The 26,223-nt window shown below is 74.4% G+C and carries 2 protein-coding genes; both read right to left on the bottom strand.

What is annotated here, in order from left to right; all coding sequences use genetic code 11:
* Window positions 1-2: 2 nt before the first annotated feature.
* The gene (locus H7H31_RS30850) at window positions 3-11,933 is read right to left on the bottom strand and encodes an SDR family NAD(P)-dependent oxidoreductase (protein ID WP_187118174.1); all 11,931 of its coding nucleotides are present in this window, start codon (window positions 11,931-11,933) and stop codon (window positions 3-5) included.
* A 3-nt stretch (window positions 11,934-11,936) separates the two neighbouring features.
* Complete coding sequence (locus tag H7H31_RS30845) at window positions 11,937-26,198, bottom strand: SDR family NAD(P)-dependent oxidoreductase (RefSeq protein WP_187118173.1); 14,262 nt, start codon at window positions 26,196-26,198, stop codon at window positions 11,937-11,939.
* Window positions 26,199-26,223 lie beyond the last annotated feature (25 nt).

The raw sequence follows: 26,223 nt of genomic DNA, 5'->3' as shown, positions 1-26,223 counted from the left end.
CCTCATTCACCTGTCTCGGCCCCGGTCGGAAACGACTTCAGGGCGTAGTCCTTCACGACCACGAGGGCCTTGCCGGTCAGGTCGGTCAGCGTGATGTCGAAGCGGTCGACGCTGCCGCCGGGCGTGGCGTCGCCGGCGCGACGCAGGTGCGCGACGCACTCCTCGGGCAGCGGCCCGCGGATGTCGATGGCGGCCACCGAGAACGGCAGCAGCAGCCGGTTGGCCCGGGGCTGCCCGGCCGGCTCCGCCATGAGCGCGATGACGGCCTGGAAGGCGCCGTTGACGAGCGCGGGGTGCAGGACGTCCGCCGGGTCCCGGTCGGCCGCCGGTGGCAGCGCGAGTTGGGCCACCGCGTGGCCGTCGCCGTACAACACCTCTTCGATGACCTGGAAGCCGGGCCCGTTGTCGAGGCCGGCGGCGGCCATGGCCGCGTACCCGGCCGAACCGTCGAGCTTGCTCTCGCAGCGGGCGATGACGCCGGACAGGTCCAGGGGCGGCGCGCCGCCTGGCGGCGCGGCCGGCTCGGTGCCCAGGTCGATCCTGGCCTCCATGCAGACGCGGGCCGCCGGCGGCCCCTCGTCGAGGCCGACGCGGACCAGGACGGACTCCTCCTCGGGGACGAGCCGCACCGTCACCTCGACGGGCTCCTCCCCCACCTCGATCGGGTGCCGCCACATCACGTCCCGTACGGAGCGCACCTCCTGTTCCAGGCTGAGCGCCCCGGCCAGGCGGGCCATCTCCAGCGTCACGGCGCCGGGCAGCACCTTCCGGCCGCTGACCCGGTGGCCGTCCAGGAAGGGTTCGCGGCCGGTGAAGGTGGTGGTGAAGCGCTGCTCGAAGAGGGAGGAGCGGTTGTGGTGCAGCAGCGGCGCCACCCGCCCGCTCGGCGGCGCGGCCGGCGCGGGCGCCGGCGCGGCCAGGGGCGCGGCGGTGTCCCGGGGCGGCAGCCAGTGCCGCAACCGGGCGAAGGGGTAGGTGGGCAGGCTGACGCGGCGGCGGGTGCCGGGCGCGGTGAACGCCTCCCAGTCCAGGTCCTGGCCGCCCACCCACAGGTCGAGCAGCGCGCCGTGGTCGCCGGCCGCGTACCGGGCGCGCAGCTCGTCGGCGGCGGGCCCGCGCGGCGGCGGCACGGGGGTGGTGACGGTGCCCTGGTACGGGGCGGGGCGACCGGCGACGAAGTCGGCCAGGCCCGCTTCGAGGTCGGCCTGCTGGCTGACGACGAAGCCGACGCGCTCCTCGTACGCGTCGCGGCCCACCTGGAGGGTGTAGGCGACGTCGGCCAACTCGGCCGCGCTCAACCGGCGTTCGCGCAGCCAGTCCAGCAGGCGCTGGGCGAGGGAGCGCAGTTGGTCGGCGCGTCGCGCCGTCAGGCGCACCAGGACCGGCCCGGCCGCGTCGTCGGAGGCGGTGGGCGCGGCGGGCGGCTGGTACTCGGCGATCACCACGTGCGCGTTGGTGCCGCCCGCGCCGAAGCTGGAGATGCCGGCTATGCGCGGCCCGTCGAGCGCCTCCCAGGCGGTCACCTCCTGCGGCACCGTGAACGGGGTGGCCGCGAAGTCGATCTCCGGGTTCAGCGCGGTGGAGTGCAGCGACGGGGCGATCTCCCCGTGGCGCATCTGGAGCAGCACCTTGCTGATCCCGGCGATGCCGGCGGCGCTCTCGCAGTGGCCGATGTTCGACTTGACGGAGCCGAGGTAGCAGCGGCGGGCCTCGGTGGCCTCGCTGCCGAACGCCTTGGTGAGCGCGGAGACCTCGATCGGGTCGCCGAGGCGGGTGCCGGTGCCGTGTGCCTCCACGTAGGAGACCCGCCGGGGTTCGACGCCGGCCCGGTCCAGGGCGCGCCGGATGACGGCCGTCTGCGCGTGCGGGTTGGGCACGGTGTAGCCGTTGGTCTTGCCGTCGTGGCTGACGGCGGTGCCCTTGATGACGCCGTAGACGTGGTCGCCGTCGGCCTCCGCCCTGGCCAGCGGCTTGAGCAGGACGGCGCCCACGCCCTCGCCGGGCACGTAGCCGTCGCCGCCGCTGCCGAACGACTCGCACCGGCCACGGGTGGAGGCGAAGTGGTTCTTGCCGAGCATCAGGAACTTGTTGGGGTGCAGGGACAGGTTGACGCCGCCGGCCACCGCCGCCTCGCACTCGCCGGAGAGCAGGCTCTGCGCGGCCAGGTGGATGGCGACCAGGGACGAGGAACACATGGTGTCCACGGCCAGGCTCGGCCCGTGGAAGCCGTACTGGTACGAGACCCGGTTGGCGATGGAGGCGGCGCTGCCGGTGAGGGTGACCATCTCGCCGCGCACCTGCTGCTGGGCCGCGTAGAGCTGGTACTCCTCGTACATCACGCCGACGTAGACGCCGACGGCCTGCCCGGTGAGCGAGCGGCGGCTGTAGCCGGCGTCCTCCAGGGCGTGGTGGACGCACTCCAGGAAGATCCGCTCCTGCGGGTCCATCACCTCGGCCTCGCCGGGCGAGATGTTGAAGAACAGCGAGTCGAAGCTGGCGGCCTCGTCGACGAACCCGCCCCAGCGGGCGTAGGTCCGCTCCTGTCGGCTGGTGCCGGCGGTCAGGTACGGGGTGTGGTCCCAGCGGTCGGCGGGGATCTCGGTGACGGAGTCGCGGCCGGAGCGCAGGTTCGTCCAGAACTGCGCCATGTCGTCAGCCTGCGCGTACCGCCCGGCCAGGCCGACGATGGCGATGTCCAGACCGCCGCCCGCCTCGGGCGCGGGCGGGGCGCTGGCCGTGGCCGGGCCGGTGAAGGCGCGCGACCAGTTGGCGGGCAGCGCGACGGGGGCGCGCTCGGCGGTCGGTTCGGCGGCCTGCGCAGCCTGGGCGGCCGGCGCCGGGGCCGGCGTGCGCGGCCCGGCCAGTTCGGCGGCCTGCCGTGGGTGGCTCTGGCACAGCGCCTCGGCCAGCTCCATGACGGTCTGGTTCTCGAAGAAGATCGTCTTCGGCAGGGGCCCGAAGTGCTCCTCCAACTGCTGGGTGAGGTTGATGATGAGCACCGAGTCGATGCCGTAGTTCTCCAGCGGTACGTGCACGTCCACGCGCGCGGCGTCGAGCTTGATCTCCTCGGCGACGATGCCCTTCAGGGCGACGGCCAGCAGGTCGGTCAGCTCCTCGGCGTCCGCCGACGGCCGGCCCGGGGCGACGGCCGTCGCAGGGGTGGCCGTCGCGGGGGCGGCCGTCGCGGGGGTGGCCGCCGTGGCGGGCGCCTGGGGGGCGTTGCCGGTCTGGGCGCGCAGGTAGGCGCGGAGCTTGGTGGCGTCGCCGACGAGCGGCAGGACCTGGTCCTCGCCGGTGGCCACGCAGGCGGCGAGGACCTCCAGGCCGGTGGCCCGGTCGAGGACGGCCAGGCCGGCGGCCTCGGTCGCGGCCCGCGCCTGCTCGGCGCTCAGCCCCATGCCGCCGTCCTGCCAGAGCTGCCAGTTGACGGACAGCGTCCGCCCGGCGCGCTCGCCACGGGCCACCAACGCGTTGCGGTGGGCGGCGTAGTGGTCCATGAACGCGTTCCCGGCCGCGTAGTCGGCCTGGCCCGCGTTGCCGAGGGCGCCGGCCGCGGAGGAGAAGAGCCAGCAGAAGTCCAGCGGCAGGTGCGCGGTGGCCTCGTCCAGGGCGATGAGCCCGGCCGTCTTGGGGGCGAGCACCGCCCGGGCGTCCTCGGCCGTCTTGCCGGTGATCAGGCGGTCCCGGGTGACGCCCGCGCAGTGCAGGACGCCGTGCGGGCCGCCGTGCTCGACGGCGACGCGGGCGACCAGCGCGCGGCAGGCCGCCGGGTCCGTGACGTCGGCCTGCGCGTAGGCGGCCACCGCGCCGTGGGCCCGCAGTTGCTCCAGGGCCGCCTCGGTCCGGGCGCTCGGCGCGGAGCGGCCGGTGAGGATCAGGTGCGGGGCGCGGACGCTGCGGGCGATCTCGTCGGCCATCAGCAGCCCGAGGCCGCCGGCGCCGCCCGTGACGAGGTAGACCCCGCCGTCGCGCCACAGCGGCGCGCGCTCACCCGCCGGCGCAGGCAACTCCGCCCACTGCCGGGTCTCGCGCCGGCCGTCCACGTAGCGCACCACCTGGTCGGCGGGCCAGGCGCGCTCGGCGCGCAGCCGCTCGGCCAGCTCGGCCGGGCGCGGCGCGTCCTGGCAGCGCACGAGTTGGGCGCTGGCGGCCGGGTGCTCGCCGCGCAGCGACTGGAGGAAGCCGGCCAACCCGTACGAGGCGTCGTCGGCGGCCACGACCTGCACCAACAGGCTCTGCTTACGGGTGTCGTGGAGGAGCCGCGCGGTGTGCCCCAGCAGGTCGACGACGTGGTCCTGGTAGCGGTCCGCGGGCCGGGTCGCGGCCGACGCGAGGGCCCGTACGTCGGCCTCGGGCAGCAGCGCGGCCAGCTCGTCGAGCAGGCCGGCGGCGGGCTCGCAGACCAGCACGGTCCACCGGTCGAGGTGGGCCGCCGCCGTGGGGGCCGGCCGCGGCGCGGCCTGCCACCGGGGGGCGAACAGCAGGCGCTCCGTCGGCGCGGCGGCGCCCGCGCCCGCGTCGAACGCGTAGCTCTTGAACGCCACCTGGTCCAGGCGGACCGCCACCCGGCCGGCGTCGTCGCACAAGGTGATGTCGATCTTCTTGAGCCGGTCCCCGCCGCCCGCGCCGCGCGCCGGGCGCAGGTGCGCCCACATCACGGGCGACGTGGCGCCCGCGACGGCGACCGACCGGACGGCGAAGGGCAGCTCCGCCGACTTCCCCTCGGCCCGTGGCAGCGCGGCCGGGTCCTCGGGGGCGTCGGGCAGCGACAGCGCGAGGGTGGCCTGGAGCGCCGCGTCCAGGAGTGCGGGGTGCAGCGTGTAGCGGCCGGCGTCGGCGGTGACGCCCGCCGGCAGGCGCAGCGCGACCAGCGCCTCGTCGGTTCCCCGGTAGACGGTCTGGATGGCCTGGTGGGCGGGCCCGTAGGCGATGCCCATCCGGGTGAACGTCTCGTACGCCCAGGCGCCCTCGACGCTCGGGCGGGTGCAGCGGGCTCGGAGGGCGGCCAGGTCGAGCGTCTCGGCGGGCGTCGCGGCCGGCGTGGCGAGTTCGACCTCGCCCTGGCAGTGCGTGTCGTCGCCGTGGACGCGGAACGCGATGGCATCCGCGCCCTGCCCCGGTGTCAGCGAGACGTGCACGGTGCGCGGCTCGTCGGCGACGGCGCACGGCCGCAGCCACACCACGTCGCGCACCCGCAGCTCCGCGTCCCGCGCCTGCTCGGGGAGGGCGGCGCGCACCGCGGTGAGCGCCATCTCCAGGTAGGCCACGGCGGGCAGCAGCTTCTGGCCGCCGACGCGGTGGTCGGTGAGGAAGAACTCCCGGCCGGTGAAGGTGGAGCTGAAGCGGAGCCCTTCGAGGTTGGAGCTGTTGCGGTGCAGCAGCGGGTGGAGTTGCTCGGCGCCCGTGGCGGGGCGGGGCGTGGCGGGACCGGTGACCCAGCAGCGCTCCCTGGCGAAGGCGTAGCCGGGCAGGGGTACCCGGCGCGGCGGCCGGTCGTACAGCAGCCACCAGTCCATGGCGATGCCCTCGACCCACAGCTCGGCGACCTTGTCCAGGCGCCGGTCGCGCAGCAGGCCGGACATCATGTCGGAGTCCTCGAAGAGGCCGACCAGCAGCTTGGACTGCCGCCCCGCGCCACGGCTGTTGCCGGTGTGGACGCGTGCGGCGCCCGCGTCGCCGGCCAGGTAGGCCGCGAGCGCGGACGTCAGCTCGGCGAGGTCGTCGGCGACGACCGCGAGCCGCTGCTCCATGGCCTCGCGGCCGACCTGGAGGGTGTGGGCGACGGAGGCGAGGTCCGCGCCGTCGAAGCCGTCCCGGGCCGCGGCGAGGTGGTGGGCGACCAGTTCCCGCAGCCGCTCCTCGTCGCGTGCGGAGTAGACGAACAGGTGCGGTCCGGCGGCCTTAGCCGGCCGGGGGCGCCGCTCGACGTACTCCTCGACGATCAGGTGGGCGTTGGCCCCGCCGGCGCCGAACGAGCTGATCCCGGCCCGCAGCGGCTGGCCCGCCGGCGCCTGCCAGGGGGCGAGTTCCTGCTGGACCACGAAGGGGCTGCGGGCGAAGTCGATGTACGGGTTGAGCGTGGTCGAGTGCAGCGACGGCGCCAACTGCCGGTGCTTGAGCTGGAGCAGGACCTTGGTCAGGGCCCCGATGCCGGCCGCGGACTCCAGGTGCCCGATGTTCGACTTGAGGGAGCCGATGGCGCAGAACCCGGTGTCGTCGGTGTGCTGGCGGAAGGCGTTGGTGAGCGCGGTGATCTCGATCGGGTCGCCGAGCGAGGTGCCGGTGCCGTGCGCCTCGATGTACGAGACGGTGCGCGCGTCCACGCCGGCGTCCGCGAGGCCCGTACGGATCAGGTCGGCCTGGGCGTTGGGGTTGGGCACCGTGAAGCCGGAGGTCTTGCCGCCGGCGTTGATCGCGCTGCCCTTGATGACGCCGTAGACGTGGTCGCCGTCGGCGACGGCGCGCTCCAGGGACTTGAGCACCACCGCGCCCACGCCCTCGCCGGGCACGTACCCGTCGCCGCCCTCGCCGAAGCTGCGGCAGCGGCCGTCGGTGGCGGCGAAGTTGCCCTGGCTGAGCAGGATCAGCTTGTTCGGGTGGATGGTCAGGTTGACGCCACCCGCGATGACCACGTCGCTCTCGCCGCGGCGGATGCTCTCACAGCCCAGGTGGATGGTGGTCAGCGACGAGGAGCACATGGTGTCCACGGCCATGCTCGGGCCGTGGAGGTTCATGAAGTACGACACGCGGTTGGCGATCGCCGCGAACGAGGACGGCACCGGCACCGGCTCGCCCTTGATCTCGCCCTGGAACAGCTCGTACATCCCGTACATGACGCCGACGTAGACCCCGACGGTCTGGTCGGCCAGCGCGGTACGGGTGTAGCCGGCGTCCTCGACGGCGCGCCACGCGGTCTGCAGGAAGAGGCGGGCCTGCGGGTCCAGGAAGTCGGCCTCGCCCGGGGAGATGTTGAAGAACAGCGGGTCGAACTGGTCGACGCCGTCCAGGAAGCCGCCCCACTTGGCGTACGCCTTGCCGGGGGTGCGGCCCTCGGGCGCGAAGTACTGGGTGTGGTCCCAGCGGTCGGCCGGCACCTCGGTGACGGAGTCCGTCCCCGAGGCGAGGTTGGCCCACAGTTCCCGCAGGTCGTCGGCGCCCGGGTAGCGGCCGTCGACGCCGATGACCGCGATGTCCTGGGCGCCGGCGGGCGCGGGCTCCACGCGCGGGGAGGTGGCCGTGGCGGCCGTCGCCCGGAAGCGGGGGGCCGCGTGCTGGGCGGCCACGGGCTCCGGTGTGGCGGGCCGCCGTTCCGTCTCGGCGACCGCGGCCCCGGGCTCGGCCTCCGGCGCGGGCTCGGGGGCGCCGAACAGGCGCTGGAGGTCGGCCGCGCGGTCGGCCACGAAGTGGTCGGCCAGCTCCTCGATGCTGCCGTACTCGAAGAACAGGGTCTTCGGCAGCTCCCCGAAGTCCTCCTCCATCCGCCGGGTCAGGCTGATCATGACGATCGAGTCGATACCGAAGACCTCGAAGTCGTCGGCGGCGTCGATCTTGTCCGGGTCGCTCTTGATCCGCTCGCTGATGATGCGCGTGAGGTAGCCGACCGCCTGCCTCCTCAGCTCAGCCGTCGGCGCGCTCGACGCGGCGGGCGCGGACGCGGACGACGCGGACGCGGGGGCCTCGGTGGCGGCCGGGTCATCGGCCTGGGGCTCGGCCGGGGGCTCGATGCCGAAGGTGCGGCGGATGGCCGCCGCGTCGCCGCTGGCGTACACGACGTGCGGCTCGGGCAGGCGCAGCGCGCGTTCCAGGGCCCGGCAGCCCTCGTCCGACGCGAGGGGGGCGATGCCGAGTTGGTCGCGCAGCGCGCGGGCGGCCTCCGGCTGGATGGCCATGCCGCCGTCGGCCCAGAACGGCCAGCCGATCGAGACCGTGCGGCCCGAGCGCAACCCCTGGCGGCGCAGTTCCTCTCGCTCGGCGGCGAACGCGTCCTGGTAGGCGCTGGCGAAGCAGTAGTCGCTCTGGCCCAGGTTGCCGAGGACGGCGGACATCGAGGAGAACAGCGCGAACAGGTCGAGCGGCTCGTCCCGCAGCACCTCGTCCAGGTGCCGGGTGCCGGCGACCTTGGGGGCGAGCACGGCGGCCACGTCGGCCGCCGACTTGTTGCGGATCAGCGCGTCGCGCAGGGTCCCGGCGGAGTGCAGCACGCCGTCGATCCGGCCGAAGCGCTCCTTGGCGCGGGCGACGAGCGCCTCGACGTCCGCGCGGCGGGAGACGTCGGCCGGCACGTAGAGGGTGTGCGCGCCGGGCAGTTCGGCGTCCGGCTCCAGCTCCCGGCGCCCGGTCAGGACGAGGCGGGCGTCGTAGGCCCGGCTGAGGTGGCGGGCGACGGCCAGGCCGACGCCGCCGAGCCCGCCGGTGATCAGGTAGACGCCGCCCGTACGGAAGGCCGGCGCGCCCTCGGCGCCGGTCGCGACCTCCGCCGTGCGCAGCGCGCGCCGGGTCGCGCCGTCCCACCACAGGTCCACCGCGTCGGCCGGGTCCGCGGCCAGTTCCCGGCGCAGCCGGTCGACCGGATCGCCGTCGGGCGCGAGGCCCACGGCGCGGGCCGTGACGAACCGGTCCTCCTTCAGCAGGCTGCGCAGGTAGCCGCCGACGGCCCGGTGCTCGGGGTGCGGTCGGTCGCCCGGGACCGGGTACGCGTACACCAGGTCGACCTGCCAGCGGGGCCCGGCGGTCGCCAGGGCGCCGGCCAGGGCGTGCACGGCGTACGGGCCTTCGGCCGGTTCGGCGGCCACCAGCACGATCCGGTCGGGGAGCCGGTCGTGCCGGCGCAGCGCGTCGAGCAGCAGCGCGTGGTCGTCCCGCTCGGTCGGGGGCAGCGTGAAGCGCGTCCCGGCGTCGTCGGCGGCGAAGCCGGTGCCCGCGACGGCCACCACGTCGGCCAGGTCGGCGAGGGTGGCGATGCCGGCGAGCGGGCCGGTCGTGGTGGCGTCGGCGCCGGTGAAGAGGACCAGGGTGCGGGCCCGGTCGGCGGTGCCGTGCTGGCGGGCCGGCGCCTCCTGCCAGCGCTGGGTGAGGAAGACCGGCTCGGGCGCCTCGGGGCGGCCGACGGCCCGCACGGTGAAACCGGTGACCTCGGCCGCCACGGCGCCGTGCGCGTCGGTGATCGTGACGTCGAAGGCCCGGCTGCCGGGCGCGTCGGCCCCGGCGGGGCGCACGTGCGCGTGGGCCGGCGAGGGCAGCGGGGCGAAGCAGCGGAGGCGGTCCACCGCGAAGGGCAGGTAGACGGCGCCGTCGGTGGCCAGGAACGGGCGGATGGCCTGCCAGGCGCCGTCGAGCAGCGCCGGGTGCAGGGCGAACCCGGGCCGGTCGGTGTCCAGTTCGAGGGTGGCCAGCGCGTCGGTGGGCCCGTACGCCAGCTCGCGCAGGGTGCGGAAGGCGGGGCCGTAGAACACCCCGGAGCCCGGCTCGTCGGCGCTCGTGCCCTGCTCGGGGTACAGGTCCGCGTGACCGAGCCGGGTGGCGCAGCGCGCGCGCAGCGCGGCGAGGTCCAGCGGGGGCGGCGGGGTCACGGGCTCGAAGCCGAGCTGGCCGCTGGCGCACACCGTGCCGTGCCCGTCGTGCACCTCGAAGCCGGCCTCGGTGCCGGCGGTGGGGAACAGCGCGACCTCCACGCGCTGGTCGATCACCGGCCGGGCCCAGACGACCTCGCTGACCTCGGTGACGGGCTGGCCGGCGGACAGCTCGCCGGCCGCGCGCGCCATCTCCACCACGGCGGCGCCGGGCAGCACGGGCGTGCCGTCGACCCGGTGGTCGGCGAGGAAGAACTCCTGGCCGGTGAAGTGGGAGCGGAAGCGCTGCCGGGTGAAGTCGGAGACGTTCTCGTGCACCAGCGGGTGCGGAGCGGACGCCCGGCCGGGGCCCTCCGCGTCGCCCGCCGCCCGCTCGCCGGGCTCGGCGGCCGACTGCGGGTACCAGTGGCGCGACTTCTCGAAGGGGTAGGTCGGCAGCGGCACGCGGCGCGGGGACAGGCCCGCCCACTCCCCCGACCAGTCCGCGGGCCCGCCCTCGACCCAGTCGCGGCCGGTCGGCCGCTTGGCGACGCGCCCGCGCCGGACGCCCGGCAGGCTCTCGCCGTGCCGCGCGAACGCGTCCAGGGCCGCCAGCAGGGTCTCCCGGTCGCGCGCGGTGATGGCCAGCCGCTCGCGCATCGGCTCCCGGCCGGTCTGCAGGGTGTACGCGACGTCGTCCAGGTGCGTCTCGGGGTGCGCGGTGAGATGGTCGGCCAACCGGCGTGCTACGTCCCGCAGTTGGGGCTCGGCCTTGGCCGACAGGACGAAGGTGTGCTCCCGGTCGCCGGCGCGCCGGGGCGCGGGGCGGGCGGCGGTGGGGACGTACTCGTCCACCACCACGTGGGCGTTGGTGCCGCTGAAGCCGAACGCGCTCAGGCAGGCGCGGCGCGGCGCGCCCGGCGCGGGCTGCCACGGTCGGCCCTCGGTGGTCAGCACGAAGGGCGAGCGCTCGAAGTCGAAGTGCTCGTTGGGCGAGTTGACGTGCAGCGTCGGCGCGAGCTTGGCGTGCCGCAGGGAGAGCAGGATCTTGTGCAGCCCGGCGACGCCCGCCGCCGCCGACATGTGGCCGACGTTGGACTTCACCGAGCCGATGGCGCAGAAGTTCCGCTGGTCGGTCCAGGTCCGGAAGGCGGCGGCCAGTGCCTCCAGCTCGATCGGGTCGCCGAGCTTGGTGCCGGTGCCGTGCAGCTCCGCGTAGCTGATGGTCGCCGGGTCGATGCCGTGCCGCTCGTACGCCGCCTTGACCAGCTCGATCTGGCTGCCGAGGTTCGGCGCGGTGATGCCGTTGGTGCGGCCGTCCTGGTTGATGCCGCTCGCGGTGATCACGCCGTAGATCTGGTCGCCGTCACGCTCGGCGTCCGCCAGCCGCTTGAGGACCACGGCTCCGGCGCCCTCGCCCGGCACGAACCCGTCGGCGCCGTTGTCGAACGTCTTGCACCGGCCGTCCGGCGAGAGCATGCCGGCCGAGCACATGTGCATGTACGAGTCGGGGCTCAGGTACAGCGAGGCGCCACCGGCCAGGGCCATGTCGATCTCGCCGCGCTGGAGGGCCTGTACGCCGAGGTGCACGCTCACCAGCGAGGAGGAGCAGGCCGTGTCGACCGTGAGGGCCGGGCCCTTGAGGTTCAGGAAGTAGGCGAGGCGGCCGGCGGCGATGGCGTTGCTGACGCTGGTGACGCTCGGCAGCTCGTCGCCCTCCTGGAGCGCCTCGTGGGCGAGGGTGTAGTAGTCGCTGCTGGCCAGCCCCAGGTAGACGCCGCAGTTGCTGCCGTCGAGGCGCTGCCGCGAGTACCCCGCGTCCTCGAAGGCGCGGTACGCCTCCTCCAGGAAGATGCGGTGCTGCGGGTCCATCATCTCCGCCTCGGAGGGGGAGATCTCGAAGAAGAAGGAGTCGAAGGCGTCGATGTCGTCGAGCAGGCCCATCCACCGGCAGTAGATGGAGCCTTCCTTGCCGACGGTCGGGTCGTAGTACCGCTCCATGTCCCAGCGGTGGGGCGGGATCTCCCGCACCGCGTCCTGACCCTGGTCCAGCAACTGCCAGTACTGGTCCAGGTTCTCGGCCGTGGCGTACCGGCCCGACATGCCGACGACGGCGATCGGGGACGGCCGCCCGTCGGAGCCCGCCGCCGGGGCGGAGGCGGGCGCGCTGGCGGAGGCGGTCGCCGACCCGCCGGCGGGCGCGCCCGTGGGCTTGGTCGCCGGCGGGGTGGCGGGCTCGGGCGTGGGGTGGCCGGCCGGCCGCACCGGGGTGGACGCGGCGGTGGTCGCGGCGGTGGCCCCGGCCCCGGCTTGCAGCAGCTTGCGGGCCTCGTCCGGGGTCAGCCGCTTCTCGCGCAGCGCGGCCAGAATCTCCTGGCGATTCATCGGTCAGCTCTCCTTCGCCTGGGCGGACAGGCGGGCCTCGGCCTGCCAGATGTCGATCTCGCCCTCGTACACCTTGGCGAGCACTTCATCGAGGTCGTCATCGGCCGGCGCGGGAAGCTCGCCGGCGAGGAACTCCGCGAACTCCCGGAGGTTCGGGTACTGGTAGATCTTCGTGGTGCTGACCGAGGTGCCGAACTCCTGGTTCACCGCACGCACCCACTCCACACCCACCACCGAGTCCAACCCCAACTCCGTGAAGTTACGACCCGCGTCAATCTCCTCCACCTCGACGAACAACTCCCGGGCCAGACTCACCCGCAACGCGTCCACCAGGCCGTCGATCGTGGGGCCGGCGGGGACGGAGACCGCCGCCGGCCGCACCACCGCGTCAGGACGCTCGGCCGGCGCCGACGCGCTCGCCGGCCGCTGCCCCACGGCGGGGGCGGCCACCGACAGCTCGCCGGCCAGGAAGTCGGCGAACTCCTTGAGCGTGGGGTACTGGTAGATCTTCGTGGTGCTCACCGAGGTGCCGAACTCCTGGTTCACCGCACGCACCCACTCCACACCCACCACCGAGTCCAACCCCAACTCCGTGAAGTTACGACCCGCGTCAATCTCGTCCACCTCGACGAACAACTCCCGGGCCAGACTCACCCGCAACGCGTCCACCAGGCCGTCGGCCGTACGCCCCGAGGGGACGGCTGCCGCCACCGGCCGCGTGACCGGCTCGTACGTGGTCGCGGAGGCGGGCACGGGGGTCGGTGGTGGCACGGCGGCGGGGGCCGAAACCGGCTGCGGCTGTGACCGCTCCGCGCGCGGCGGCTGCGCCGTCGCGGTGGGCGCCGCCGGCGCGAGTTCGCCTGCCAGGAAGCCGGCGAACGCCGCCACGTTCGGGTACTGGTAGATCTTCGTGGTGCTCACCGAGGTGCCGAACTCCTGGTTCACCGCACGCACCCACTCCACACCCACCACCGAGTCCAACCCCAGCTCCGTGAAGCTGCGGTCGGCGTCGATCTCGTCCACCTCGACGAACAGCTCGCGGGCCAGGCTCGCCCGGAGCGCGTCCACCAGGCCCTCCGCCGCGTCGGCGGCGGGCGCGGGCCGGGTGGCGGCGGCCGGCTCGGGGGCCGGCGAAGCGACCGGTACGGGCGCCGGCTCGACCCTCGGCGGGGCCGCCGGCGCGGGTGCCGTGGCTGGTGCCGTGGCCGGTGCCGCCTGGGTCAGCGGTCGGAGGGTGACGCGCTGCGGCGCCACGGGAGCGGGCTGGGCCGTACGCGCCATGTCGGCGGCCATCTCGGCCACCGGGCGCAGCCGCACCGCGGCCCCCTGGCCCGCGTCCGCGACCCCCTGGGCCGGCACCGGCAGCACGCCCGGGACGACCGGCCGCGGGCTGACCGCCGGCTGGGACGCGGAGGCCGGGCGGGGAGTGCTGGCCACCGGCCGCGGGCTGGCTTCCGGAGTGGGCTCGGGAGCCGGGGTGGGCTCGGGGGTCGGACGCTGGGTCGGCCGGGCGGCGGGCGCCGCCGGTGTGGCCGGTGTCGCGGACTCCACGGACGCCGTCGGCGTCGCCGCGGACTCCGCCGCCATCCGTGCCCGGTGGCCGCCGACCCACAGGTGCCGGGCGGCGAAGGGGTGGGTGGGCAGGCTGATGTGGGCGGGCCGCTGGTCGAACAGGTCCTGTAGGCGCGGGTCGTAACCCTGGCAGTAGAAGTCGGCGAGCGCCAGCAGGAGTTCCTGGTAGCGGGCCGGGTCGTGGTGGCTGTTCGCCGCCTCGTCCGTCATGTCCTGCACGACCGTGGTGACGGCCGCGTTCGGCGCGAACTCGCGCGGCACGACGCCCCGGTAGACCTTGCGCGGCTTGTCACCCTGCGCGGCCTGCCGCAGCAGGCGCACCGCGTCGTCGCGGTCGTGGACCACCACGGCGCACCGGTGCGCGAAGTGGTGCCGGCCCGTCGTCAGGGTGTGGCTGACCGACGCCAGGTAGCCGAGACCGGCCTCGGGCCGGGCCGCCAGGTGGTCGGCCAGGTCCGTGAGCGCCTGGGACAGCGCCTCGGCGGTCTTGGCCGAGAGCGGCAGCAGGTACGCGGGGGCGGTCGGCTGGGCCTCCACGGCCGCCTCGTCCTCGCGGGCCGTGCCGTGCGCCTCCAGGATGACGTGGGCGTTGGTGCCGCTGAACCCGAAGGCGCTCACCCCACCACGGCGGGGCGTGCCGTCGGGGCGCTCGGGCCAGGGGCGCGGGGCGCGGTTGACGAAGAAGGGGCTGTCCTCCCACCGGATGTAGTCGCTCAGCTCCTCGCAGTGGATGCTCGGCGGGATCACCTCCCGCTTCATCGACCAGGCCAGGGCCATGACGCTGACCAGGCCCGAAGCGGCCTGGGTGTGACCGATGTTGGGCTTGGTCGACGTCAGCGCGCAGAAGCCGGTGCGCTCCGTCTCGCCACGGAACGCCTCCGCCAGCGCGTTGATCTCGATCGGGTCGCCGAGTCGGGTGCCGGTGCCGTGGGTGACCAGGTACTCGACCGAGTCCGGCGAGACCTGGGTGCGCTCGTACGCCTCACGGAGCAGGCGGGCCTGTGCCGCGCCACTGGGCGCGGTGATCCCGTTCGTCTTGCCGTCGTAGTTCACGCCGCTGCCGAGCACCGTGGCGTAGATACGCTGGCCGTCCGCCTCGGCCGCCGGCTGCTTGCGCAGCACCAGCACCGCGACGGCCTCGCCGGGCACCATGCCGTCGGCCCGCCGGTCGAACGCCCGGCACACACCCTCCTCGGAGAGCATCCCGGCCCGCGCCATCGCGTCGTAGGTGCCCGGGAAGGCGAGGATGTTGGCGCCGGCGACGATGGCGGTGTCGCAATCGCCGTACCGCAGGCTCAGGCACGCCTCGTGCAGCGCCACCAATCCGGAGGAGCACGAGGTGTTGATGGCCAGGCTCGGGCCCGACAGGTTGAGGAAGTACGCCAGGCGCGAGGCCAGGATGGAGGTGGCGTTGGAGGTGACGCTGCCGTCCTCGCCGGTGAGGAAGACGTAGTCGGCCTCCTCGACGCCGACGAACACACCCACCTTCTCGCGGTTCAGCCGCTCGGGGCCGTAGCCGGCGTCCTCCAGAGCCTTCCACATCTCCTGGAGCAGCAACCGCTGGCGCGGGTCCATGTTCTCCGCCTCGCGCGGCGAGATCTCGAAGAACAACGGGTCGAACTCCGCGACACCGGGGATGGCGCCGAGGCGTCGCTCCGTGCCCCAGCCCGGGCGGTCGGCGGGCACCGGGCCGACGACCGAGCGGCCCTCGGTCAGGATCTCCCACAGCTCGTCCACTGTCCGCGCGCCGGGGAACCGGCCGCTCATGCCGACGATCGCCACCGGCTCCGGGCCCGTGTCGCCGGGGAGCCCGGCGCCGGCGCCCTGGCGTACGACGCGGCCGGAGACCGCGCGGCGGCGCTTGACCTTCTTGGTCACCGCGCGCTTGACGACCGCTCCGCCGCCGCTGCGGCCCTCGCGGTAGAACGCCTCCAGCGTCTCGGTGTGGGTCTCCATGAGATGGCCGGCGAGGCCGTCGAGGGTGGGGTAGCTGAAGAACACGTCGGGGGTCAGCTCGATGCCGAGCCGCTCGGCGAGTACGCCGGCGAACTCCACCAGGCTGATCGAGTCGAACCCGTAGTCCTGCAGGTTGGCCGAGCCGTCCAGCTTGTCCAGCGGCAGCTTGAGCAACTGCGACACGGCGTCGCCCAGTTCCCACTCCAGGCACTGGGCCACCGACCAGCCGATCATCTCGGCCCGCCGCCCCGGACCCGCGGGCACCGCGTCGGCGTCGGCCGTCGCGGGCTCCTCGACCTCCTCCACGACCTCCTCGTACTCGTCGACCTCTTCGGGCGCGCCGCCCCCGTCGGTCGCCGCCACGGCCTGGGCGAGCGCGCGGCGGGCCAGGCTCTCGTCGGACGGCCAGTACAGCTCCCTGGCGAAGGGGTGGTGGGGCAGGCTGATACGCATGGGCGCCTGGTCGAAGAGGCCGTCGAAGCTGAGGTCGTAACCCTGGCAGTAGAAGTCGGCCATGGCGAGCAGGAGTTCCTGATAGCGGCCGTGGTCCTGGCGGCTGCGGGGTGCCTCGGCGACCAGGTCGCCCACCAGGCTGTTCGGGGTGAAGTCCCGGGTGACGGTGCCCCGGTAGACCTTGCGCGGCTTCTCACCCTGCGCGGCCTGCCGCAACAGGCGCACCGCGTCCTCACGGTCCTGGACCACCACCGCGCACCGGTGCGCGAAGTGGTGCCGACCCGCCATCAGGGTGTGACTGACCGACGCCAGGTACCCCGCGCCCACCTCCGGACGCGCCTCCAGGTGGTCGGCCAACTCACCGAGCAACTCCGTCAGCGCCTCGGAGCTCTTGGCCGAGACCGGCAGCAGGTACGAGGACCCGGCGGGCTGGCCGTCCAGGGCTGCCTGGTCGGTGCGGGCCGTGCCGTGGGCTTCGAGGACGACGTGGGCGTTGGTGCCGCTGAACCCGAAGGCGCTCACCCCACCGCGACGGGGCGTGCCGTCAGGCTGCTCGGGCCAGGGGCGCGGGGAGCGGTTGACGAAGAACGGGCTGTCCTCCCACCGGATGTAGTCGCTCAGCTCCTCGCAGTGGATGCTCGGCGGAATCACCTCCTGCTTCATCGACCACGCCAGGGCCATCACGCTGACCAGACCCGAAGCGGCCTGGGTGTGACCGATGTTGGGCTTGGTCGACGTCAGCGCGCAGAAACCGGTGCGCTCCGCACCACCACGGAACGCCTCCGCCAACGCGTTGATCTCGATCGGATCGCCAAGCCGCGTACCCGTGCCGTGCGTGACCAGGTACTCCACCGAATCGGCGGCCACCCCAGCCCGCTCATGCACATCCCGCAACAACCGCACCTGAGCCGCACCACTGGGCGCGGTGATCCCGTTCGTCTTGCCGTCGTAGTTGACGCCGCTGCCCAACACCGTGGCGTAGATCCGCTGGCCGTCCGCCTCGGCCGCCGGCTGCTTCCGCAGCACCAGCACCGCGACGGCCTCGCCGGGCACCATCCCGTCGGCCCGCCGGTCGAACGCCCGGCACACACCCTCCTCGGAGAGCATCCCGGCCCGCGCCATGACGTCGTACGTGCCGGGGTAGGACAGGATGTTGGCGCCGGCGACGATGGCGGTGTCGCAGTCGCCGTACCGCAGGCTCAGGCACGCCTCGTGCAGCGCCACCAGACCCGACGAGCACGAGGTGTTGATCGCCAGGCTCGGGCCCGACAGGTTCAGGAAGTACGCCAGGCGCGCGGCCAGGATCGAGGTGGCGTGAGCCGTGACGCTGCCGTCCTCACCGGTGAGGAAGACGTAGTCACCCTCCTCGACGCCGACGAAGACCCCCACCTTCTCGCGGCCGAGTTGCTCGGGGCCGTACCCCGCGTCTTCCAGGGCCTTCCACATCTCCTGGAGCAGCAGCCGTTGCCGCGGGTCCATGTTCTCCGCCTCGCGCGGCGAGATCTCGAAGAACAACGGGTCGAACTCCGCGACCCCCGGGATCGCCCCAAGGCGCCGCTCCGTACCCCAATCCGGGCGACGATCGGCGGGCACCTCACCCACCACCGACCGCCCATCGGCCAGGATCTCCCACAACTCCTCGACCGAACGCGCGCCGGGGAACCGGCCGCTCATCCCGACGATCGCCACCGGCTCGGCGGACTCGGCGGTGGAGCCGGCGCCCCGGCGCAGCACGCGGCCGGTCTTCGCGCGGCGGCGGGCGCCGCGCGCCGCCCTGACGGGCTTGGTCGCCGTGCTCTCCGGGCGGTTGGCGACCGCCGTGCCGGCGGTGCTGCCGCCCTCGCGGTACAGCGCCTCCATCGCGTCGGCGTACGCGGCGAGGAGGTGGCCGCTCAGGGCCTCCAGGGTGGGGTAGCTGAAGAACACGTCGGGGGTGAGGTCGACGCCGAGCCGCTCGCCGAGCACGCCGGCGAACTCCACCAGGCTGATCGAGTCGAACCCGTAGTCCTGCAGGTTGACGCCGTCCTCCAGGCGGTCGGCCGGCACCTTGAGGACGAGGCCGATGACGTCCCTGAGTTCCCACTCCAGGCACTGGGCCACCGACCAACCGGCCATCTCGGCCCGCCGCCCGGGCCCCGCGGCCACCTCGACGGCCTCGGCCACCGAGACGCTCCGCTCGACCGTCTCGGGCACCTGCTCCTCGGCGGTGTCGGTGCCGTACGCGAGGCCGCGCACGCGCAGCAGCACGGTGCCGTCGGCGGCGCACACGGTGGCGTCCAGCTCGTCCGTGCCGTGGTCGACCAGCGCCCAGGCGGGGGTCGGGGCGGTGGTGGGCGCGAAGACCACCTCGCGGGCCGCGTGGGCCTCCGCGCCGGCCGGCAGGCACGCCTCCAGCGCGTGCACGAGCGCCAGGGCCGCGCCGTCCGCCCCGGCGGGGGCGGCCAGTTCGATCACCGGCCGGTCCAGGGCGTCCCGGTCGAGGCGCTCGACGGCGTCCGTCTCGCTCGCCGTGCCGGCCGCGACGATCCGCGCGCGGCCCTCGCCGGCCACCAGCTCCTCGTCGGGGGCCTCGCCCTGGTCGGCGTAGACCGTCCACTCGATGGAGCCGCCCGAGGTGGGCAGCAGCGAGAGGTGGACGGTGAGCGCGTCGCCGGCCGGCGCGAGGGCGCCGTGCCAGGTGACGTCGGTCAGCCGCACCGCGTGCGTGTCCCGCTCGACGCCCGGGCTGGCCAGCAGCAGCGCCGCGCGGGCCATCTCCAACTGGGCGGCCGGTGTCGGCGCCGTCGGCAACTGCGAGGTGAAGCGTTGGCGGGTCAGGTCCGAGGTGTTCTCGTGGACGAGCGGGTGCAGGCGGGCGACGCCACCGCCGGCCCGGGTCGGCTGCCGGTCGCCGCCCGGCAGCCAGTAGGTCTCCTCGGCGAACGGGTAGGTGGGCAGGCTGATGCGGCCCGGGGTGTGCCCGGCAGCTCCGTGCAGCCCGCGCCAGTCGACGTCCAGGCCGGTGACCCAGGAGGCGACCAGGGACTCCAGCGGGGTCTGGCCGTCGCCGCCCACCGCGGTGCCGCTCTCGGTGCCACCCGGCCGGGCCTGGCCGGTGACGACGTCCTCGGCCGCGCCGGTGCCGTCCAGGTAGGCGGCCAGCTTGCGGTCCGCCGTCGTCAGGTCCTGGGCCAGGAAGCCCAGCCGGTGGGGCATCGCCTCGCGGCCCACCTGAAGGGTGTGCGCGATGGCGGGCAGGTCGGCGTCCGCGTACCGCCCGCTCCGCAGGGCCGTGCGCAGCCGCTCGGCGCTGACGCGCAGCCGCTCCTCGGTCTTGGCCGACAGGACGAGGGCCACCGGCTCGGTGGGCTCGCCGCGCGTCGGCGCGCCGGCGGACGGCCGGTACTCCTCGATGACCAGGTGGGCGTTGGAGCCGCCCGCGCCGAAGGACGACAGTCCGGCGATGCGGGGGAACTCGCGCGCCACCCCGTCGATCTCCACGACCGGCGGGCGCCACTCGGCCAGGGTCCGCTGCACGGTGAACGGTGTGTCGTCGAAGTCGATGAACGGGTTGAGCACGTCGGAGTGGAGCGAGGGCACGAGCGTGCCGTGTCGCATCTGGAGCAGGACCTTGGTGAGTCCGGCGATGCCGGCGGCGGCCTCGGCGTGGCCGATGTTGGACTTCACCGAGCCGATGGCGCACGCGCCGCGCTCCACCACGCCGTCGAACGCCTGGCTCAGGCCGCGGATCTCGATCGGGTCGCCCAGCTTCGTGCCGGTGCCGTGCGCCTCGACGTAGCTGACGGCGCGCGGGTCGATCCCGGCCTGCCGCAGGGCGGCGCCGATGACGTTGCCCTGGGCGCCGGGGTTGGGGACGGTGTAGCCGTTGGTCCGGCCGCCGTGGTTGAGGGCCGTGCCCCTGATCACGCCGTAGACGTGGTCGCCGTCGCGCACCGCCCGCTCCAGCGGCTTGAGCAGGACGGCGCCGACGCCCTCGGCCGGCACGTAGCCGTCGCCCTCGTCGCCGAAGGACTCGCAACGGCCGTTGCTGGAGGCGAACTTGCCCTGCGACAGGAGCAGGAACTTGTTCGGGTGCAGGGAGAGGTTGACGCCGCCCGCGAGGGCCACGTCGCTCTCGCCGCGCCGGATGCTCTCGCAGGCCAGGCTGATGGCGGTCAGCGAGGAGGAGCACATGGTGTCCACGGCCAGCGAGGGGCCGTGGAAGTTCAGGTGGTACGAGACCCGGTTGGCCATCGAGGCGAAGTTGCCGCCGGTGGCGATCGGGGCGCCGGCGAGCTGCCGCTCCAGGCCGAAGAACTGGTAGTCGGAGGTCATGACGCCGACGAACACGCCGGCCCGGCGCACGCCGTCCGCGCCGTCGGGGCCCTCGGTGCCGTCGAGGTCGGGCGGGGTGTACCCGGCGTCCTGGATCGCGGCGTACGTGGCCTGGAGGAACAGCCGCTCCTGCGGGTCCATCAGCTCGGCCTCGCGGGGCGCGATGCCGAAGAACAGCGGGTCGAACTGGTCGACGCCGTCCAGGAAGCCGCCCCACCGGCAGTAGATGCCCTGCTGCTCGTGGGCCTGGTGGTCCCAGCGGTCGGCGGGGACCTCGGTGACGCTGTCCCGGCCGTCACGCAGGTTGTCCCAGAACGTGTCGAGGTCGGGGGCCTGCGGGTACCGGCCGGCCAGGCCGATGATGGCGATGTCGGGTGAGCCGGGCGGCGTCGTGGCCGCCGCGTCCGCTGCCGCGCCGGCGCCGGCGGGCAGGAAGCGGGAGCGGCCCCGGCGGCGCGCGACGGCCCGTGGCCGGTCGCCCGCGGCCGGTTCGGCGGCCGGTGCTACGGCGCGGGCGGTGGCGGCCGGGGCGGTGGCGGCCGGGGCGGTGGCGCCGGCCAGCCGCGCCACCGTGGCGGGGTGCGCGTCCAGCAGGTACTGACCCAGCTCCGCCAGCGTCTGGTACTCGAAGAACAGCGTCTTCGGCAGCTTGCCGAAGTCACCCTCCAGGACGTCGGTGAGGGCCATGACGCTGATCGAGTCGATGCCGTACTCGCTCAGCGGGGCCTCGGGTTCGATGGTCCCGGCGTCGAGCTTCAGCTCCCGGGTGACGACGTCCGTCAGGTACGCGACGACGCGCGAGCCGTCGGGCGCGGGCCCGGTCGCCCGCTCCCGCCGCTCCCCGCCGGCGGGGGTCGAGCGGGCGGTGAGCCGGTCGATGACGGTCGCCAGTCGCCGCTGGTCGCGGGCGGTCAGGGCGAGGGCCTGCGCGGCCTCGCCGCGCAGCGCCCGGTAGAACGCGGCGATGCCGGCCTCGCGGGGCATGGGCACCAGGCCGCTGCGGGCTTCGAGTTGGGCGACGACCTGGTCGTCCACCCCCATGCCGCCGTCCTGCCACAGCGCCCAGTCGATGGTGAGCGTCCGGCCACTGCGCAGCCCGGCCCGCACCTGCTCGGCGCGGTGGGTCGCGAAGTGGTCCATGAAGGCGTTGCCGAGGGCGTAGTCCGCCTGGCCGGGGTTGCCGACGCTGCCGGACGTGGAGCCGAAGCAGACCAGGAAGTCCAGGTCGAGCCCGGCGGTGGCGGCGTCGAGCGCGACCAGGCCGGTGACCTTCGGGGCCAGCACCTCGCGGACGTCGGCGAGTTCCTTGCGGATGAGGTAGTCGTCGCGCAGCACGCCGGCGCAGTGCAGGACGCCGTGCAGTCCGCGCCCGCCCGAGGTCAGGTCCGCGATGGTCGCGGCGACGGCGGCGGGGTCGGTGACGTCGAGCCTGCGGTACGAGGCCGTCGCACCCTGCTCGGTCAGGCGCGCGAGGGCCGCGTCGACACGGGCGCCGGGCGCGGAGCGGCCGGTGAGGGTGATGGTCGCGCCGGGGGCGCTGCGGGCGATCTCCTCGGCGAAGAGCAGGCCGAGTCCGCCCGCGCCGCCGGTGATCAGGTAGCTGCCGTCCGCGCGCCAGGGCCGCTCCGCCGTGGCGTCCGTGGCCTCGGGCAGCGGGCGCCACTCGGGCACGAGGCGGCGGTCGTCGGTGTACCGGACCTCGGGGTCGAGTCGCGGCCCGGCGGCCTCGGCGTCGAGGCGAGCGAGGTTCGCGGGCGCGTCGTACGGGCCGGGCAGGGCGATGAGTTGGGTGCTCAGCCTGGGGTTCTCCAGGTGCGCGGTCTTCAGCAGCCCGGAAAGCCCGCCGTACACGTGGGCGTCGGCGCCCTGCGGCACGACGACCTGGAGCAGCACGTCCTGGGCCGGCCGGCCGATCAGGATTTCCCGTACCTCGGTGAAGAGTCGCTCGGCGAGCGCGGTGAAGCGCTGGGCGGCGTCGTCGCCGGTGGCGGTGAGGGTACGGACGCTGACGCCGGTGCCGAAGGCGTTCGGGGCGGGGGCCGGGTCCGGGTCGCACAGCAGCAGGTGGCGCTGGGCCCAGGTGAGGGGCGTGCCGGTGTCCGTGGCGGCCTTGGGGCGGGTGGTCCAGGTGGCCTCCCAGACGCCGGTCGCCGGCGCGTCCGACGCCTGGTCGGGCATGTCGCGGCTGCTCAGGCTGGTGGTGAAGCCACGGAGGCGGGCGCGGACCTGCCCGGCCTCGTCGCACAGGTCGATGTCGTAGCGGGTCACCCAGGAGCCGGCCGACGGCAGGCGGCGCACCACGGCCCAGGCCGGGGTGCCGGCCGGGGCGTAGATTTCGGCCTCGTCGAGGGCGACCGGCAGGTGGGCCGTCGTGCCCTCGACGGCCATGAATCCCGCCGTTGCCTGGAAGGCGCCGTCGAGGAGGCCGGGGTGCAGGACGTAGGCGTCGTCCGCCTCGGGCAGGGCGAGGCGGGCGACCACCAGGTCGGTGCCGAGGCCGAGTTCGGTGATGGTGCGGTGAGTGGGCCCGTAGCGGAGCTGGGCGGTGGCGAAGAGGTCGTAGCACTCCTCGCCGCTCAGGGTGCGCGCGCAGGCGGCGCGGAGGGCCGGCACGTCGATGACGGGGGCGGGCTCGGCCTGGGCGGGCGGTACGAGGACGGCGTCGCCCTGGCAGTGGATGTCGCCGTCGTCGTCGCCGGAGAAGATCTCGAAGCCGATGTCGCCGTTCGGCTCCGGGATGAGGGCGAGTTCACCGGTCACCGGCGCCGCGTCGACGGCCAGCGGGCGCAGCCAGCGCAGGTTGACCAGGCGCATCCGCACGGCGTCGGCGTCGGCCCCGCGGGTCGCCTGCTGGACGGCCTCGCGGGCCATCTCCAGGTACGCCGCCGCGGGCAGGATCTTGCGGTCCTGGACGACGTGGTCGGTGAGGAACGGCTCGGCGCCGGTGAACAGGGAGGTGTAGCGCTGTTCGGTCAGGCTGGAGGTGTTCTCGTGGACCAGCGGGTGCAGCCGCTTGGCCGTCGCCCCGGCGGCCGGGTCGTCCGGGACCCAGCACTCCTGCCGCGCGAAGGGGTAGGTGGGCAGGCTGACGCGGGCGGGCGGCTGGTCGAACAGGTCCTGCAGGCGCGGGTCGTAACCCTGGCAGTACAGGTCGGCCATGGCGAGCAGGAGTTCCTGGTAGCGGCCGTGGTCCTGGCGGCTGCGGGGTGCCTCGGCGACCAGGTCGCCCACCAGGCTGTTCGGGGTGAAGTCCCGGGTGACGGTGCCCCGGTAGACCTTGCGCGGCTTCTCACCCTGCGCGGCCTGCCGCAACAGGCGCACCGCGTCCTCACGGTCCTGGACCACCACGGCACACCGGTGCGCGAAGTGGTGCCGACCCGCCATCAGGGTGTGACTGACCGACGCCAGGTAACCCGCGCCCACCTCCGGGCGCGCCTCTAGGTGGTCGGCCAACTCACCGAGTGCCCGGGACAGGGCCTCGGCGGTCTTGGCCGACAGGGGCAGCAGGAAGGCGGTGGCGGCGGGTTGGCCGTCGATGGTGGCCTGCTCGGCGCGGGCGGAGCCGTGGGACTCCAGGACGACGTGGGCGTTGGTGCCGCTCATGCCGAAGGCGCTCACGCCACCACGGCGGGGCCGGTCGCCCTCCTGCGGCCAGGGGCGCGGGGCGCGGTTGACGAAGAACGGGCTGTCCTCCCACCGGATGTAGTCGCTCAACTCCTCGCAGTGGATGCTCGGCGGAATCGCCTCCTGCCTCATCGACCACGCCAGAGCCATCACGCTGACCAGACCCGAAGCGGCCTGCGTATGGCCGATGTTGGGCTTGGTCGACGTCAGCGCGCAGAAACCGGTGCGCTCCGCACCACCACGGAACGCCTCCGCCAACGCGTTGATCTCGATCGGATCGCCAAGACGCGTACCCGTACCGTGCGTGACCAGGTACTCCACCGAATCGGCGGCCACCCCAGCCCGCTCGTGCACATCCCGCAACAACCGCACCTGCGCCGCACCACTCGGCGCCGTGATCCCGTTCGTCTTGCCGTCGTAGTTGACGCCACTGCCCAACACCGTGGCGTAGATCCGCTGACCGTCCGCCTCGGCCGCCGGCCGCTTGCGCAGTACGAGCACCGCCACGGCCTCACCGGGCACCATGCCGTCGGCCCGCCGGTCGAACGCCCGGCACACACCCTCGGGGGACAGCATGCCGGCCTGTGCCATCGCGTCGTAGCTCGCGGGGTCGGCCAGTACGTTCACGCCGGCGACGATGGCGGTGTCGCAGTCGCCGTACCGCAGGCTCAGGCACGCCTCGTGCAACGCCACCAGACCCGAGGAGCAGGCGGTGTTGATGGCCATGCTGGGGCCGGAGAGGTTGAGGAAGTAGGCCAGACGCGAGGTCAGGATGGCGTTGCTGTTGGAGGTGACGCCGATGCCGCCGGCGAGCAGGTCGCGGTAGTCACCCTCCTCGACGCCGACGAACACACCCACCTTCTCGCGGCCGAGCTGCTCGGCCCCGTACCCGGCGTCCTCCAGGGCCCGCCACATCTCCTGGAGCAACAGCCGCTGGCGCGGGTCCATCAGCTCCGCCTCGCGCGGCGAGATCTCGAAGAACAACGGGTCGAACTCCGCCACCCCCGGGATCGCCCCAAGGCGCCGCTCCGTACCCCAGGACGGGCGACGATCGGCGGGCACCTCACCCACCACCGACCGCCCATCGGCCAGGATCTCCCACAACTCCTCGACCGAACGCGCGCCGGGGAACCGGCCGCTCATCCCGACGATCGCCACCGGCTCGGCGGACTCGGCGGCCGGGTGGGTGGGGGTGGCCGGGGCGCTCATCCGCAGCCGTCGGCGGCGTGGCTCGGGCCGTGCGCGGTCGGCGCGCGGGGTGGCGCTCGGGGCGGACCGCGGTGCCGCGGTGGCGGTGGCGGCGCTCGGCACGGTGCGGGTGACGGTGCGGGCCTCCTGGTAGTGCGCCGCGAGGAGTTCGGCGTGCGCTTCGAGGAGGTGGCCGGCGAGGCCGTCGAGGGTGGGGTGGCTGAAGAACACGTCGGGGGTCAGCTCGATGCCGAGCCGCTCGGCGAGCACGCCGGCGAACTCGACCAGGCTGATCGAGTCGAACCCGTAGTCCTGCAGGTTGGCCGAGCCGTCCAGCTTGTCCAGCGGCAGCTTGAGCAGGTGGTAGACGACGTCCCCCAGTTCCCACTCCAGGCACTGGGCCACCGACCAACCGGCCATCTCGGCCCGCCGTCCGGGCCCCGCGGCCACCTCCCGCACGGTCTCCGTGGTCCGCTGCTCGGCTCCGGTCGGGGCGGTCTCGGTGAGCGCGGCCTCGACCTGCTGCTCGTCGGCCGAGACGCGCAGCCCGCGGAAGCGGACCAGGCTGGTTCCGCGCCGGTCCACCAGGTCGACGGAGAGGGTGGCCTCCCGCTCCGTCGGGCCCGTGGCGATGTCCACGGCGCCCCACACGGCCTGGCGGGACGCGTCCGCGTAGGTCACCTCGTCGGCGCCGAGCAGCCAGACCTCGCCCTCGCCCCAGCCCGCCTCGCGGGCGACGGCGGCGAGGCAGGCGGCGAGTTGCCCGGGCACGACCACGGCGTTGCCACGCCCGCCGGAGGCGGCGCCGGGCTCGCCGAGATCCACGCGCAGCGAGCCGGGCCGGCCGGCCCCGTACGCGTCCACGTCGACGTGCTCGGGGGCGGCGTCGGGCAGGACGGTCACGGTCCCGGTGCTGCCGGTGGACTCACCGGCGTCGGCGAACACCGCCCAGTCGTCGGCGCCGCCACTGGCCCCCGGGTGCAGGTCCACGTGCACCTGCTGACCGGGGCCGACGACGACCGGCCCGTGCCAGGCCACCTGGGTCAGGCGGACGACCGCCCCCGCGTCCCCGCGCTCCTCGGCAGCGAGGGTGGCGGCGGCCCGCACCATCTCAAGCTGAGCGGCCTCGGGCAGCACCTTGACACGCGAGGCGTCCATACCGTCAAACATGGGGATCGATTCC

It is taken from the genome of Streptomyces buecherae (assembly GCF_014295035.1).
GTDB classification, from domain to species: domain Bacteria; phylum Actinomycetota; class Actinomycetes; order Streptomycetales; family Streptomycetaceae; genus Streptomyces; species Streptomyces youssoufiensis.
The sequence above is the reverse complement of the archived record's forward strand: the minus strand, read 5'-3'. Positions and strand labels throughout refer to the sequence as shown.